The sequence below is a fragment of the Thermogemmatispora argillosa genome, from assembly GCF_059696725.1.
Window position 1 is genome coordinate 4,850,958 of the sequence record NZ_AP019377.1, and the last position, 14,982, is coordinate 4,865,939.

Annotated in this window: 9 protein-coding genes; 3 read left to right on the forward strand and 6 right to left on the reverse strand. The window is 59.8% G+C overall.

Annotated features, from left to right (window positions below):
- The first annotated feature begins 730 nt into the window (after positions 1 to 730).
- Positions 731 to 2,023, forward strand: coding sequence for a serine hydroxymethyltransferase (glyA, locus tag AC6H1L_RS19000; RefSeq protein WP_497599025.1), 1,293 nt, complete (start codon positions 731 to 733; stop codon positions 2,021 to 2,023).
- Between the two features lie 210 nt (positions 2,024 to 2,233).
- Here glyA and ligA read toward each other — a convergent pair whose 3' ends face one another.
- From ligA to AC6H1L_RS19020, 4 genes are all read right to left on the reverse strand, one after another.
- The gene (gene ligA, locus AC6H1L_RS19005; RefSeq protein ID WP_497599026.1) at positions 2,234 to 4,315 is read right to left on the reverse strand and encodes an NAD-dependent DNA ligase LigA; all 2,082 of its coding nucleotides are present in this window, start codon (positions 4,313 to 4,315) and stop codon (positions 2,234 to 2,236) included.
- 548 nt (positions 4,316 to 4,863) lie between these two features.
- Positions 4,864 to 5,940 carry a phospholipase D-like domain-containing protein gene (locus tag AC6H1L_RS19010; protein ID WP_497599027.1) on the reverse strand — a complete coding sequence of 359 codons (1,077 nt, stop codon included), beginning with the start codon at positions 5,938 to 5,940 and terminating at the stop codon, positions 4,864 to 4,866.
- 417 nt (positions 5,941 to 6,357) lie between these two features.
- Positions 6,358 to 8,004 (reverse strand): putative manganese-dependent inorganic diphosphatase, encoded by a 1,647-nt coding sequence (locus AC6H1L_RS19015; protein ID WP_497599028.1) that lies wholly within the window; start codon positions 8,002 to 8,004, stop codon positions 6,358 to 6,360.
- A complete protein-coding gene (locus tag AC6H1L_RS19020) occupies positions 8,005 to 9,873 on the reverse strand; it encodes a M28 family peptidase (protein ID WP_497599029.1) in 1,869 nt (622 codons plus the stop codon).
- A gap of 305 nt (positions 9,874 to 10,178) precedes the next feature.
- Here AC6H1L_RS19020 and AC6H1L_RS19025 point away from each other — a divergent pair, with 305 nt between their 5' ends.
- On the forward strand, positions 10,179 to 11,687 hold the full coding sequence (locus AC6H1L_RS19025; RefSeq protein WP_497599030.1) for an EsaB/YukD family protein: 1,509 nt from the start codon (positions 10,179 to 10,181) through the stop codon (positions 11,685 to 11,687).
- Between the two features lie 163 nt (positions 11,688 to 11,850).
- Here AC6H1L_RS19025 and AC6H1L_RS19030 read toward each other — a convergent pair whose 3' ends face one another.
- Together AC6H1L_RS19030 and AC6H1L_RS19035 are read right to left on the reverse strand one after the other, a co-directional pair.
- Entirely contained in the window at positions 11,851 to 12,978 is a 1,128-nt protein-coding gene (locus tag AC6H1L_RS19030) for a polyprenyl synthetase family protein (protein ID WP_497599031.1), read from the reverse strand.
- Positions 12,979 to 13,007: 29 nt separating this feature from the next.
- Positions 13,008 to 13,502, reverse strand: coding sequence for a B-box zinc finger protein (locus tag AC6H1L_RS19035; RefSeq protein WP_497599032.1), 495 nt, complete (start codon positions 13,500 to 13,502; stop codon positions 13,008 to 13,010).
- 556 nt (positions 13,503 to 14,058) lie between these two features.
- Here AC6H1L_RS19035 and folP point away from each other — a divergent pair.
- On the forward strand, positions 14,059 to 14,970 hold the full coding sequence (gene folP, locus AC6H1L_RS19040; RefSeq protein ID WP_497599033.1) for a dihydropteroate synthase: 912 nt from the start codon (positions 14,059 to 14,061) through the stop codon (positions 14,968 to 14,970).
- Positions 14,971 to 14,982: the final 12 nt, after the last annotated feature.

The following is a 14,982-nucleotide window of genomic DNA, read 5'->3' on the forward strand; positions in this document are numbered from 1 at the left end:
TCCATGCGTATTGCAATCTTTTTGGCAATCGCAGACGCGACGCTTCTCCTTTTCTATGGTGGTAGTATAACAGGATCGCCATCTTTGTTCAATGCTGTTTGAAGATGATCAGGGTTCGCCTTCTCTCATCTTTTGCTCAGCTTATTACGGCGATGCGCGCTTAGAGCCGCCTCTGAACGTTATCGGAGGCCTCCTCGCGCCTGACGAGAGGCGATAGCCATTTACAGATGCCAGAGGCCATGTTACACTAAACCCGCCAGCGTGACGCGAGATCAGCGCGGAGCGGTCTGGTCTGTTAAGACACGCTCTCTGGTCCTTGCCAGGGCAAACGGTCCGCGCTTAAGCAAGCCTGACAGAATATGGCTGACTATGCGTGACGATACCGGCGAGACATGGCAGGTGGGGCTGATGTACGCTGCTAGCCACTCTGCTCGCTGGTCGCCCCAGATAGCCTGCTGATCCGCTGCTCCGGCTTGCCCCGCCTGGCTTTCTGGTGACGCTCTTCCCGGCTCGCGGTCGCCCTCGTGATCGCCTTAACCTCGGTGGACAAGAACCGGGGAGCCGCGTACCCTGCTCTTGCTGTCGCGAGAACTGTTCTTTCTTTTTGACGCGTGCTGGATCGCTCAAAACACCTGCTCTTTGCCGGTCGGTCAGTCTCTAGCAAACTGGTTGGCTGGCTGAATGGCTGGCTGTCGGATGCTAATCTGCCTGTGCGGGAGGAAAAATACTGATGACGGTCGATATCAGTGACATTGAGGCCATCCTTGCCAAGCAAGAGGACTGGCGCCAGAGACAGTGCATCAATCTCATCGCCAGTGAGAACACCCCTAGCCCGGCGGTGCGTCGCGTCCAAATTTCCGATTTCATGGGACGCTACGCAGAGGGACATCCCAATGAAGGCGAGCGCATCAACCGCTACTATCAAGGAACGCGCTATATCGATGAGATAGAGCGTATGGCGAGAGAGGAGATTTGTGATCTCTTCGGGGCTAAACAAGCTGATGTGCGCCCGATCAGCGGCAATGCAGCCAATACGGCAATCGCCCTTGGCTTCCTGCGAGGCGGTGACACGATTGTAGTGAACTCAACCGATGCCGGCGGGCATATCAGCCACGGTGCTGTCGGAGTCTTCGGGCGGCGCATCCAGACGCGCGGGCAGTCCCTGAAAGTCGGCGGGCCCCAGGCCATCAATCTACACTATCTGCCCCTCACTGAGGATCGCTATCACATTGACGTTGAGAAGACGATCGAGTTGATCGATCGTGTCAATCCGCAGATTGTCGTCATGGGCAAGAGCCTCTTTCTCTTCCCTGAACCGGTTGCAGAGGTTGCGGCCTTTTGCAAGACTAAAGACATTCCGCTGCTCTATGATGGGGCGCATGTGCTCGGCCTGATTGCTGGTGGCCAGTTCCAATCTCCGCTGCAGGAGGGAGCGACCTGGCTGACCGGCAGCACGCACAAGACCTTTCCTGGTCCCCAGCGTGGGGTAATCCTGGGCAATATGGATGAAGAGACAGCTAAGAAATACTGGCCGCCCGCAGATCGCGGAGTTTTCCCCGGCTCCTCTAGCAATCATCATCTCTTCTCGTTGCCAGCTCTGCTAGTGGCGATCCGCGAAATGAAGCGCTACGGGCGTGAGTATGCCGCTCAGATTGTGCGCAACGCGCAGGCTTTGGGCCAGGCTCTTGATGAGCTGGGAACGCCAGTCGAGGCGCGCGAGTTCGGCTATACGCGTAGTCATATGATCGCGGTCAATGTCGCGGCCTGGGGGGGTGGCGTTGAGGTCGCCAGACGTCTAGAGGCGAACGATATTATTGTTAACTATAACATGCTGCCCGGCGATGCTGATCCGCGCAATCCCTCGGGCCTGCGCATTGGAGTGCAGGAGATGACCCGCTTTGGTATGGATGAGCGCGCGATGGGAGAGCTGGCTCAGCTCATTCACGATGCCATTCGCGGCAAGCAGGTACGCGAGGCTGTCCATCGGCTGCGCGCCCGCTATCTAGAAATGAAGTACGTCTGAGGAGGGAGCGCCTCAGTCTTGCTATCTCGACAACAGCCCCGTTGCTGTCTGTCCGCTGACAGCTCGCCTGAACAGCCGCGGGCAAGACGCTGCTGAGCGGGCGGAGGCTTATCAAGCAGGTGTTTGCCTCGTGGCTGGCCTGGCGGGACCTGCCGCCTGCAGAGCGTCCCGCCAGGCTGGCCTTGTCTGCTTCACTGGCGAGAGGACCTGCTAGACCTGGATTCCGTGCTGACGCAACAGATCGAGAAACCATTGTTCGTCGTGGATCTGCACGCCGGCCCGGCGGGCCTTTTCCAGCTTGGAGCCGGGGTCTTCGCCCACGACCAGGTGCGTCAATGAGCGAGTGACGCCGCTGGCCACCGTGCCGCCGAGCTGGCGCACCGCTTCCTCAGCCTCTGTGCGCGTCAGGTGCGCTAATTTGCCAGTGAACAGGAAAGACTGGCCAGCCAGCGGGCCGGTGGGCCGCTCCTCAATGGCCATGTTGACGCCGGCTTGGCGCAGACGTTCAATCAGTTGGCGATTCTTCTCCTGCTGTAACCAGGTGTAGAGACTGTGGGCGCTCTTCGGTCCCACGCCAGGAATCGCCATGATCTCCTCTTCGCTGGCTGTCAGCAGGCGATCCATTGAGCCGAAATGTTCGGCGATGAGCTGAGCTGTTTTTTCGCCAATGTAGCGGATGTTGAGGCCAAAGAGGAGGCGCCAGAAAGGCCGCTTCTTGCTGGCCTCGATGGCTTTGAGCATATTGTCGGCGCTCTTCTCCTTGACTCCCTCCAGCTTGAGCAACTGCTCACGCGTCAGGTCATAGAAGTCGGCGACCGTTTTGATATAGCCCGCCTCGACGAGCTGCTTACACTGCTTTTCGCCGATCGTTTCCAGATCCATTGCTCCTTTCGAGGCAAAGTGGATCACGCTTTCCAGCAGGCGTGCCGGACAGTCAGTATTTGGGCAATAGGCGATGGCTTCATCTGGCAGACGCATAATAGGCGTCTCGCAGACCGGGCAACGTTCGATCGGTGTATAGGGGCGTTCCTCGCCGGTACGTCGCTCGACGATGGGTTTGACTACCTGGGGAATGACCTCGCCAGCGCGCTGGACGATAACCCAGTCGCCAACGCGCAGATCTTTGCGCAGGATGTCCTGTTCATTGTGGAGCGTGGCCCGCGAAACCGTGACGCCGCGGATGTTGACCGGCTCCAGCATGGCCCAGGGGTTGACTGAGCCGGTGCGCCCGATGTTGATGCGGATGTCAAGCAGACGCGTGGCAACCTGAATGGGAGGGTACTTGAAGGCGATGGCCCAGCGCGGCTCTCGTCCGACGTAGCCCAATTCCTGCTGTTGGGCCAGATCATTGATCTTGATGACGACGCCGTCGATCTCATAAGGCAGGTCGAAACGCTTTTGCTCCCACTCGCGACAATACTGTAGCACCTCGTCGAGGTCACGCGCCCGCCGATTGTGAGGGTTGACCGGAAAGCCCCAGTCCGCAATGAGCTGCAAGGCTTCCCAATGCGTGCTTAGGTTGCGGCCCTCGATATAGCCAATCTGGTAGCCGAAGAAGTCAAGGTTACGCTCGGCGGTAATGCGCGGATCTTTCTGACGGAGCGAGCCGGCGGCGGCGTTACGCGGGTTGGCAAAAAGCTTCTCGCGGGTAAGCGAGGCGTTAAGCTTCTCAAAGCTCTCAATGGTCATGTAGATCTCACCACGCACCTCAACCCGCACCGGCGGGTTGGCATCGCGCAGACGGTGAGGGATGCTGCGAATCGTGCGCACGTTAGGAGTCCAGTCCTCGCCGATCAGACCATCGCCGCGCGTCGCTCCCACTGTCAGTCTCCCCTGTTCGTAGGTCAGCGCCATAGCCAGCCCATCGATCTTTAGCTCGCAGACATACTCAAAAGTGGCATTGGGCAGGATGTTCTGCGCGCGCCGTTGCCAGGCCAGAAGTTCTTCTTCGCTGCGCGCGTTGGCCAGGCTCAGCATAGGAATAGGATGCCGGTGCTGCCTCACTTCGGGAAGCGGCGCCGCCCCAACGCGCTGCGTCGGTGAGTCAGGCGTCTGTAGCTCGGGATGCTCCTCCTCGATGCGCCGCAGTTCTTGCATCAATTGATCATATTCTGCGTCAGTGAGTGTTGGGTTATCGAGTACATAGTACTGATAGTTGGCCTCCTCTATGCGACGGCGCAGCTCGGCCACACGCGCAGCTAGCTCCTCGCTCTCGCTCGCTCTGCTACCTGCCTCCTGACTTGGCTCGACGCCGGCTTGTTCATGCTCGCGCTCAAACAACTGATCTGCCATCACAATTGCCTCCCCGGAAAAAAGATCTCGCTGGAATGCCTCCCCACTCGTCTTGTTCTTTTCAGAAGGATCAGGAATGGAAGAAGCAAGCGTATAAGCTTGCCTGGTTTTCCGTCTGACTGGTCTGCCTGCCCCTGGAGGTGCTTGCCCAGGTAGCACCGTCTTCTTGTCGCTTACTGGGCGTCATCGCCCAGAGTCGCTACGCTATGAGGGCCGGGCTGAGAAGTAGAACCAAAACAAAGGGCTTGGAACTCGTCCGAGCTATGCCGCTCAGTGGCCCAGGCCCGGCTGTCTAAGGCGGCTGCCAGCTCTGCCAAACGGCAGGGAGCGGCAGAGCGGCAGCACATGCTTTCCTATCGTATCACATAGCAGCAACGGGGGGAGAGAGAGGCCAGAGGGGCAGCCAGACCGGAGCGGCTCTGTGCCCGGCTGGTCCCTCGGCCTCGGCCTGGCAAGTGTCAAGTCAAGCTCTGGAGCGAGCGGCTGCGTCTCGTTTCCGGCGAGAGAATGCCGGTGATCGCGATAAGAGGGACATGGAAAAAGACTCTTTAAACGCTGCGTGAGACGCTCCAATCCTTGGCAAAGGTCTGCTGGAGCACACTGATAATGTGCTGGTCCGAGAGAACAATACCTAGCTCACGATTGTGATCAAGCGACTGGCTGGAGAAGTTTTCAGAGCCAACGAAAGCCTTCTCGCCATCGACAATCATCATTTTGGCGTGCATATAGAGCTGCTTATCTTCGCGCACTTGGGCCCCGCCCTGCTTGATCGTCTTGATCCCGCTGCGGTTGCTATCGGAGGAACCGCTCTGATAGGGTAGAATGACTTGCACCGTGACGCCGCGCTGCGCTGCCGCAGCCAGAGCCTGCTCAATGGAATCGTCGATCAACTCCTCGGCTTCGATGAGTAGCGATTTGTGCGCTCCTTGAATCAGCGATTCAAGGACACTGCGCGAGTTGATCGGACTGACGACGAGATTCGGATTGCTGAGCGAGACCGAGGTACGGTTCCAGTCGGCCTCGAAGATATCGCTGACGGCTTTTACGTCAGCGGGATTGGTGTCGATAATGCCATATTCACGGTTTTTGGTGCTACCGACTCCCAACGCGGCATTTGTCAGATTACAGGTCATGATATAGGCCGTGGTACCATCAATGATCATTCCTTTCTCATGAGTCAGAGCAAAGGCGGGGCTGGTAGCCTTGACTTTCACTCCTGCGGCGCTCAGGCGATCCATCGTTTCTGTCGGCGAGAGCGAGCCACCGCCGTAGGGATGGGTCTCTAGCATTACGCGCACATCCAGGCCCCGATTGGCTGCCTCCTCAAGGGCATTAATCACGTTGCGGTTGGTCAGCAAATAGAGTTCCAGCCAGACCGAGCGGTGGGCGCCATTGATGGCATTGGTGATCACTCCTTCGCCGGCGTCCGGCTCGACAAAGACTTGTAGCCCTTGTTGGGCCCCGCTGCCTACGGTGACGGTCGGGGAAGCCAGCAGCGTGCTTCCGCCAGCGGTAATGTCGACATTACAGGCACTTAGAAAGAGAAGAAGAAGGCAGAGGAGTAAAGGAAAAAGGCCCTTCTGCCAGAGGGAAGGGGTGGGTTGGGCGTACCTTTTCATTCTCATTGAAGCGACTCCATGATCGGCAGAATTGAGACGGCACAAAGCCTTTCCATGCCTCATCATATCTTGTTCAAGCTAGAGGCGAGCAGTGCAAGAGCAGTACTCTCTAAATAAGCACGTCTTGGACGCTGCAGGGGCGTCAACGGCCTGCTGGCCGGCTCAGGTACGAGGGTAACGGGCGACCCGAAATGCAAAAACCAGGACTGGGAAAACGGGCAGCGACGGACAGGCGGCCATACCAGGCCGGACGTAGAGTGTCAGAGAGTAGAGAAAAGGGAGCGCAGGTCGCCCTGTGTCGGCCAGTGGGGCGAGTGAAGGCAAGGACAGGCAGGGCAGAACATCCCTGATGCTCCTTAGCTGTTCTGCCCCGGCGAGCCTGATTTGACCCGGCTGGCTCGGGCGACGAGGGCCCAGGCGGGGCTAGGATCTGGCGCGCTCCTGCAACAAGCTGCGAATGCGCCCTAGCAGCGGCACCAGTTGTTTCTTGCGCGAAACCAGGCCCTCAACCTCGATAGAGTGCCCATCGACTCCAAGTGGGGCCCCGAGGGCACTGGCTACCGCTTGCTCGCCGCCGTGGACAAGCAGTCGGCAGCGCATGTTGATAATGTCGACAATCATGAATAGGAAAACGCTATAGCTGCGCTCTTGCGCGAGCCGGCGCATGGCCTCCAACAGCTCCTCGCTGCGCTGCTCGATCAGCGCAGGAGTAGGAGTTTCGACAGTGCCAATGGCGAAGCGCAGGCCATTCACGGTGTATTCCTTAAAGTCGGCGGTCAGCAGGGCCTCGGGGCTGCGCTCATTCAGGTCCGAAGCGGCGGCGGCAAAGATCGCCTGGCCATAGGCTTCCAGATCCTCGCCCGTGATCTTGGCCAGCTCAGCGGCTACCTGTTCATCGCGTTCCGTAGTCGTAGGGGAGCGTAGGATCAGCGTGTCATACAGCAGGCCAGCGAGCAGAAGGCCAGCGGCCTCGCGCGAGATAGGTACGCCGGCCTCGTGATAGAGGCTGACGATGATAGTGCCCGTGCAGCCGACCGGCTCGGCCCGGAACATGATCGGTTTGCTGGTATGGACGTCGGCAATGCGGTGGTGGTCAATAATGGCCAGCAGGTCAGCCTCCTCGATGCCGTCAACAGCCTGCGCCCGCTCGTTGTGATCGACCAGAACGATGCGCCTGGGACGCGCATTGAGCATATCGGTGCGTGAGAGGTAGCCGACCAGACGGCCTTCATCGTCGAGCACAGGCAGCGAGCGATGGCGCGCCAACAGCGGCTGTACTTCGCTCATCAGGTCTTCCGGCCTGCATGAATCGAAGTCGCGATTCATGATCTCGCTGGTCTTCATGCTCAAATTGATGAGCCGAACAGCCGTGAAGGTATGGTAGGCGGTGCTGATGACCAGAACGCCGTGTTTGCGCGCGGCTGCCAGGGTACGCTCAGAGACGAGCAGATCGCCGGTGATGACCAGAGCGGCAGCTCCGGCCTCGATGGCGGCCAATTGAGCGTCTTCGCGATCTCCCAGCACTACCAGACAGCCCGGCTCAAGGTATTCGCGCATAGTGCTTGCCTGCATGGCCCCTACCAGAATACGATTGCCCAGCTTGCGTCGTCCCTCAACGAGTACGCGCCCATGTAGCACGCGCACCAGATTATCGCGCTCCAGGGGAACGCGGTTGACTGCCTGGGGGTCAAGGTCCTTGAAAAAGAGCTTGGCCAGATCTTCGATAGCGATGATACCCTGGACACGGCCTTCGTCGTCAACAACGGGCATGGCGCGCCGGTTGTGCTCCTGTAGCAAGCGCCCGGCTTCTAGCAAAGGCTGATCGACATGAATACTGATAACGCCACGCCTCATGACGTCGCGCACCTGTAAATAGACATCTTCCAGGGCCTCGGGCGGTTCGACTCCGTAGCGCTCTAAGACAAAGCGTACCTCGGGTTTAATCGGTCCATGCCGGGCGGCAATAGCCTCCTCCCCTTGAGTTTGCAACAGGCGCGCGTAGGCGTAGGCTGAGGCGATCGAGTCGAGATCTGACTGTTTATGTCCAATGACGTAGATTGGCTGTGCCATCTAGCTGCTTCCTCCAGACCTGTGCTCCCCGTTAGTGCGAGCACTGGCGTTCTTTTGCCGATCGTTGCGTTGGCTGCGAAAGATGAACAGTAGTACGCCTATCAGTATAACAGAAAGCAGGGCCAGGCCGATAGGCAGGCCCAAGGCGAGAGCGGAGGGCAGGGCCGTCTCTGCTGCCGGCGCTTCTGCAGCGGCGCTGGCCTGGGCGGCAGTCGTAACGCGGTCGCTGAGGCGATCGTTGGGCTTGGGTAGCACAATGCCAGGATTGCCAGGAGGCCTGCCGTTCGTGAGGAAGCGCGCGTAGGGATTGGGATAGGTTAAGGGCTGGCGCCTCACAACCAGTGTCTTGCTGATGAGACGCTGGGCGCCATTGGCAGCGATCACGGTCAGTCTAAGCTGATAGGTTCCCGCCTGGTGATAGACGTGGCTGACACGTTGACCCTGGGCGCTCGTGCCGTCGCCAAAGTCCCAACGGTAGCGGAAGCCCTCTCCTGAGGAACCAGGGCCGGGCATCTGGGCTGTCTGGGCCTCGAAGGCCAGGGGTTGGCCTGCTAGCGCCCTGCCGAGGTCGCCAATGGCCGCAAGCGGACGACCGTCAGAGGGAGCGCTGCCCAGAATGGCGGGTTGGTTAAGCAGCCAGGTCGTGAGCATGGCGGGCAGCGTGAGGGCTAAGGTCAGAGCCTGCGACTGCTGTGAACTGCCGTCGGCGAAGGTGTTCATCAGTTGGATGGTGTCTTCTGGCTGATCGAACGGGTACCCCGGTGTGGCGGCTGTGCTGTAGTAGCTAGCATTGCCGACCAGGGTTGCGCAGGCAATTCCTGCCAGGGTAAAGGGCACCTGGTCGCTACTGCCAAGATGGTCGTCCTCGCGGATTACTTCGCGCTGCTGGTCAGGCGTAAAGATCGGCTCAAAGATATCTTGCTGACCCTGGCCATGATAGGAAAGCATTTGGTAGCCCTCTTCATATAGCTCGGAAAAGACGGCGGGGACTGCCTGATCCATCAGATTGCGCAGTTGTTGTAAGCGCTGACGTTGCTCGAAGGTGAGCATGTTTTGCTGTGGATAGAGCTTATTGCTTGTCAAAGGCGAAAGATCGACGTAGAGTGGAAAAAGGGGATTGGCGGCCTGGCCGAGATAGCGCACGGGGTAGGCGATGCCACTCTGTTCCTCATTGAACATGGCGATGACGTTCCCCAGGTCGCTATTCATAGTCTCGTTGACTGCATAGAAGGAGCCGTAAAGTCCCTGCTCCTCAGCATCGAAGAGGAGGAAGCGCAGCGTACGGGCTGGATAAAGCCGATGTTCACGCCAGTAGCTGGCCAGGCCGCGAGCGATGCCTAGTTCGATAGCGCAGCCGCTGGCGTCGTCATAGGCGGACTGAGTTGAGAAAGCCATCCCATCATAATGGCAGCCAATGATGACAATCTGCTCTGGGTGCACGCTGCCGGGGATGCTGACCTCAACATTGAAGGCTGGGACCACGGCGGGACGGCCCAACCAACCCCGAATGGCGAAGGCATCCCGCCGGATCTGATGGGCAAAGCCAGCGAGGTTGTGCAGCATCTCCCTGCTCCAGTAGGTGGCAAATTCGTCATGTCCGTTGATGTTGGGGGGCAGGTTGTGGTCATAGCCGGCTTCGCGCCGCAGAAAATGGGTTGCCATGTAGAAAAGTTGCTGGTAGATATAATTGCCGTCCACGCTGGGAAAATCAGCCATGTTAGCGCCATGTGCAGCCGCCCTGGCGGGCAGCGGCTCAAAGCTGCTCGGCCATATCAAACAGAGCAGCAAGACGGACAGTAGGAGCTGCTGAGCCGGTGGCGCCTTACGGCCAATGGCTAACCAGGTGGCTGCCCTGTCTGCTAGTTGCATGAGCTTCCTCTCCGTAGTGGCTGCTGACGAAGTTGCTGTCTGCGTTTGACCTGCTATTGCGCTCGTTGCTTGCTGCTTATCGACCTGATCGTGATGTTGGTTGGACCTGGCCGGGGAGAGGGGTAGAGAGAGCGCGCTCCCTCTCCTATGCTCTCCCCTAAAAGGACGTTCGCGTGTCCCTGTCTGCGGTGGCCATTTTGGGGGAGGTAAAGGAGCTGTAAAAAATCGCCCGCCTGGTCGTTCGTGGATTCCTGCCAGAGAAACCGTGGACAAGAGGCGAGAGCCTCGGAAGAGGGGAGACAAGCATGCTAGAGGTCGTCGTAGAAGATGCCCTTTCTGGGCTAAGGTACCCCGTGGAGGTGGCGGGCGACGCGCCACTCTGGTCGCTGGTGCCGGCACTGGTCAAGGTACTGAGGCTACCGCAGGAGGATAGCGCCGGCAATCGGCTGAGCTATCGTTTGTGCCTGGCGGAAGGCGGGCGTGAGCTGCCACGTGAACTCAGTCTGGAGGCCGCCGGGATCAAAGCAGGGGCCTGCCTGCAACTGCGGCCCTATGTAGTAGGAGCCGGCGCTAGCGGGCGCGTGCCTGTGGCCGATGGGCTGCATGACGCAGTAACGCTGGCCGATGGTGCAGCGCTGCCAGCCGTAGGAGCCGCAGAGGCCGCGGCTGGCGACCTGGGCCAGCGGGGAAAAGGAAGCAGGCGCCCGCGGCGTCTGGTCCTGGGATTGCTGGGCCTGACAGTCCTGGGTGCGGCTGGAGCAAGCGCCGGCTATGCGGCCTATCGCTCTGGTCTTCTGGGGGGATGGTTGGCAACGCTCCTGCCGCCAGCCAGGCCGACCGCGACCAGCCTAGCGAGGCCGATGCCGACCCCCACGACTGCGCCCTTGCCTACCACGGCCCGGGCAGGCCTTGTTTTCAGCCAGCACCAACAGACCGTACGAGCACTGACCTGGTCGCCCGATGGCCGCCTGCTGGCCAGCGGCTCGCTGGACGGGCGACTATTCATCTGGAACACACAAGGGCAGATTCAGCATACCTTCACCGTCAACGGCGCCGTCCGTACCCTGGCCTGGTCGCCCGATGGCACACAGCTAGCGCTTGGGGCCGGCTCGGCAGTGCAGTTTCTTGATCCCTACAATGGGACGCCATTCACCCAGCCGCTTCAGCGTCATACGGCTACAGTTACCGCTGTGGCCTGGGCGCCACGAGGTCAGACGCGTCTTGTCTCCGCCAGCCTTGATAAGCTGGCTATTGTCTGGGACGGCAAGCTCTGGCGCCCCCTGCAGGTATTCAGACGCCATACCAGCCCGTTGGAAGCGGCCTCGTGGGCCGCGGATGGCCAGACGATTGCCACATCCTCTACTGGGGGCCTGGTGCGTGTCTGGCGTGCCGATGACGCGCAGGAGGTGCATGGCTATTACCAAGATGGGCAGATGACCTTGCGCACTCTGGCTTTCGCTCCCACAGGAATGCAGCTCGCGGTCGGGGGAGACGACGGCCTGATTCGCCTCTGGAATGGTCTGAGCTGTCAGCGGCAGCAGGCGGATGCCTTCGGAACACGATGCATTGACCAGCCGCAGCGCCTACGTCTGCATACGCAGCCTCTGCGTACGCTGGCCTGGTCGCCTGATGGGAAGCTGCTGGCCAGCGCTGGTAACGATGGGATACTGGCAGTCTGGTATCCGACGCGCAGTCAGATGCCTCTATTCACGGTCCGCGTCGGTATGCCAGTTCTCTCCTTGCACTGGTCCCCTGATGGGCGCACCATCGCCACCGCGGCAGGAAATCGGGTAACTCTCTGGCAGCTTCTCTGAATGGGTGGCCGCCCGATTGCTCGGGCTGACCCAGGCTGAACCGGGCCAGGCTGGCCGCTGCTCAGTCCTGCCGCGGCAGACGTGTCAGTAAGCAATGGCTCACGAGAGGGGATCTTTAGGCCTCCGGCCTGGAGGGGGCCTTACTCTACCTTGTGTGGTCTGGTTAGTTCTGACTGGCCTCCTCGATAAAAGTGATGAAGGCTTTTAAATCGCCGCGAGCGCGCTCAGCCAGCGGGGTGGCAGGAGCGGGCACAGCCTCTAGGGCCGCCCGGGCCCGGCGGCACTGCTCGGCCAGGAAAGCCTGACAGTAGGGGCGAGTCTCCGTGCGGGCGAAGATTGCCAATACCTCGGCCACCTCCTCCTGACTGAGAGGGTTGTTTTGCTGATAGAGCGCGTGCAGTCGCGCGCGGTCTTCTGACTGGGCATGCGCCAAAGCGTGCAAAACAGGCAGGCTCTTTTTGCGTCGGTAGATATCGCCGGCGGGATTCTTGCCCAGCTCATCCAGGCTGGCCCAGACACCCAACAAATCATCACGCACCTGGAAGGCCAGACCGATGGCCTCGCCAAAATGCCGCAGCCGCTCCACGGTCTCGGCGTCCTGGGTTCCAAGCAGGGCCCCCATCTCTGCCGCACAAGCCATCAAGGCGGCGGTTTTGCGTCGAATCATTTCAATATAGGCGTCGATTGAGACGTCCATGCGCGTCTCAAAGAGCATATCCAGATACTGCCCCTCAGCAATCGTCAGACAGGTGCGATCGAGGAGCGCCGCCAGACGTGCAGCGAGAGCGGGATCGACCCCGACCTCCAGGACCCTCCAGAGGGCCAGGCGGCTGAGGGCGAAGAGGCCGTCGCCGGCGTTGATTGCCTGGGGCACGCCCCACAGCTTCCAGACTGTGGGCCGATGATGGCGCTCGCTATCTTCATCTTCAATATCGTCGTGAATGAGCGTAAAATTGTGAGTCAGCTCGATGGCTGCCGCCGCTGGTAAAGCCCGCTTCAGGTAGCGACGCGGCTCATCTTCGTGGGGAAGCTCTCCCCAGGCGCCAGCGGCTTCATAGGAGAGAAGCAACAGAGTAGGGCGCAAGAGTTTGCCTGTCTGGGCGCTGGTGGGGCGAAACTGTGCATCGACCCAGCCGAGATGATAGCGCATCTGGCCGTAGTAATCCTGCAGGAGCGGTGAGGACTCCGCCCCAGTGGAGGCTGTGGCCAGAGCCACGGCCTCCCTGAGCGCAGTTTGGATCTCCTCACGATAGCGCTGGAGCGTTGTTTGAACAGTTGTTGAGATGGCCATGCTTCTCCACGGAAAGCTTTTTCCCTATCTTAGGGGTGAAAGTGAAAAAAGACAAGGGCCGCAATGGTTCCCAGCAACGTCACCCAGCGCGCCAGCCCCTTAAGACCGCCTACATAGGAGAGGGGGGCACAGAGATCGCAGTAGCGGACTACGTACTGATAGCGATGGCCGCGCAAGCCTTCGCGGACAATGACGACGTCTTCGTCTTTCTTTCTCGTATGCAGCTCTTCGCAAATGTAGCGTCCACAGCCTTTACAGCGGTATTGATCGATAAAATGGGAAGTACGAGAGATCGACCATTGATCTGGATAAACCGGAACGCCACAGACGTAGCAAACCTGGATCTCGGCCAGACGTAGCTGTCGCTCAGCGCAGGGCGAGTGTTGCTGCTTGGGAAAATGCTCCTGGCAGAAACTGCGGTGGCAGTCGGGACAGCGCCCGAGGGCCTCCTGATCGCATTCGCGGCAGCGACGGGACAGACTCAGCGTCTGTTGGCGTCGGCGCGTCGTAATGGGGTCTTCCATCGTTGCTGCTTCCTCTGCTCTGCTGTCTTTCTTATAGCTATTATAAGAACATCGACCGATGTGATCAGAACCTCATTCGCTGGATCGCAAGTCAGGTACGTAATCTGGCTGGCCGGCTGACCTGACGAGGAGAGCAATATCTCTATCTCTCTGTGTAGTATAGCATGAGGGGCATACCTGTGCCGCATAATGACCGGGATGACCTAGCCTGGCTCTGCCTGGAACGTGCGCCAGCCAGACCATATTTGCAGCCTCGGACCACGACAGGATAAGATATATAGGGCACCAGACGTCGAGCAAAAGCAGCGTGGTCGAACGAGGACCGGGGCCCGGCCTGCGATCCCGCTACGGTTGACCACGCGCATAATGGTCTCTTGTCGCGGAGAGGATCAACCCAGAGAGAGTTGGAGGTTAACGGTGGTGGCGAGAGGAGCAGCGTCTGATGATAAGATACGAAAGAGCGGGGGGATCAGCTCCGGCCCATTCGCCATCTGGGTGACCATGACTGGCCAGACAGCAGCCAGCAACTAGCACATGTGTGTGAGGGCAGCCGATTATGTCCATAGCAACAGCGGCAACTTTACCGCCAACAGTCTGGGATCGCTATCATCTGGAATGGGGCCAGCGTACCTACGTTATGGGCATCATCAACGTCACCCCTGACTCCTTTGCGGGTGACGGCTTGCTCCCCGCGGGGGCAGGCGCCGTTAATGATCCCGCGGTCCGTGATCAGGTAGTACAACGGGCCGTCGCGCAGGCGCAACACTTTGTCGCCGAAGGCGCAACATTCATCGACGTAGGAGGCGAATCGACGCGCCCTGGAGCCTCGCCGATCTCGCCCGCAGAAGAGCTGGAGCGAGTGCTCCCCGTTATTCGGGCGCTGCGGGCAGCCCTACCGCCAGAGATCATTATTTCCATCGATACCTATCGAGCAGAGGTGGCCCGGCAGGCCCTGGAGGCTGGAGCCAACCTGATCAACGATATTTGGGGATTGCGGGCTGACCCTGAGATGGCGGCCCTGGCTGCGGAACGCGAGGTCCCTGTAGTCCTGATGGCCAACATGCGCGGCTTTCAGAAGCGAGACATCGTCAGCGACGTCCTGCGCTTTCTGGCGGGCAGCATTGAAATCGCTCTCGCCGCGGGAATAGCCTGGGAGCGCATCATCATTGACCCGGGCATCGGTTTCGGCACCACCCCCGAAGAGAATCTCACCCTGCTCCGACGGCTGCACGAGCTACGCAGCCTCGGGCGCCCTCTCTTGCTGGGCACGTCGCGCAAGTCGACCATTGGTCTGGTGCTAGGAGGATTGCCGCCACACGAGCGCGTTGAAGGTACCGCCGCCACAGTGGCCCTCGGCATTGCCCAGGGGGCCGACATCGTTCGGGTGCACGATGTGCGGGAAATGATGCGGGTCGTCAAAATGAGCGACGCTATTGTGCGCGGCGCTTTCTCCCTCTCACATTCCTGAGCGAAAGGCGTA

Bases quoted from the DNA above. Each gene is read 5' to 3' on its own strand.
- AC6H1L_RS19015 (WP_497599028.1), bottom strand. From the start codon at position 8,004: ATGGCACAGCCAATCTACGTCATTGGACATAAACAGTCAGATCTCGAC.
- AC6H1L_RS19010 (WP_497599027.1), bottom strand. From the start codon at position 5,940: ATGAGAATGAAAAGGTACGCCCAACCCACCCCTTCCCTCTGGCAGAAG.
- AC6H1L_RS19020 (WP_497599029.1), bottom strand. From the start codon at position 9,873: ATGCAACTAGCAGACAGGGCAGCCACCTGGTTAGCCATTGGCCGTAAG.
- glyA (WP_497599025.1), top strand. From the start codon at position 731: ATGACGGTCGATATCAGTGACATTGAGGCCATCCTTGCCAAGCAAGAG.
- AC6H1L_RS19035 (WP_497599032.1), bottom strand. From the start codon at position 13,502: ATGGAAGACCCCATTACGACGCGCCGACGCCAACAGACGCTGAGTCTG.
- AC6H1L_RS19030 (WP_497599031.1), bottom strand. From the start codon at position 12,978: ATGGCCATCTCAACAACTGTTCAAACAACGCTCCAGCGCTATCGTGAG.
- ligA (WP_497599026.1), bottom strand. From the start codon at position 4,315: ATGGCAGATCAGTTGTTTGAGCGCGAGCATGAACAAGCCGGCGTCGAG.
- folP (WP_497599033.1), top strand. From the start codon at position 14,059: ATGTCCATAGCAACAGCGGCAACTTTACCGCCAACAGTCTGGGATCGC.
- AC6H1L_RS19025 (WP_497599030.1), top strand. From the start codon at position 10,179: ATGCTAGAGGTCGTCGTAGAAGATGCCCTTTCTGGGCTAAGGTACCCC.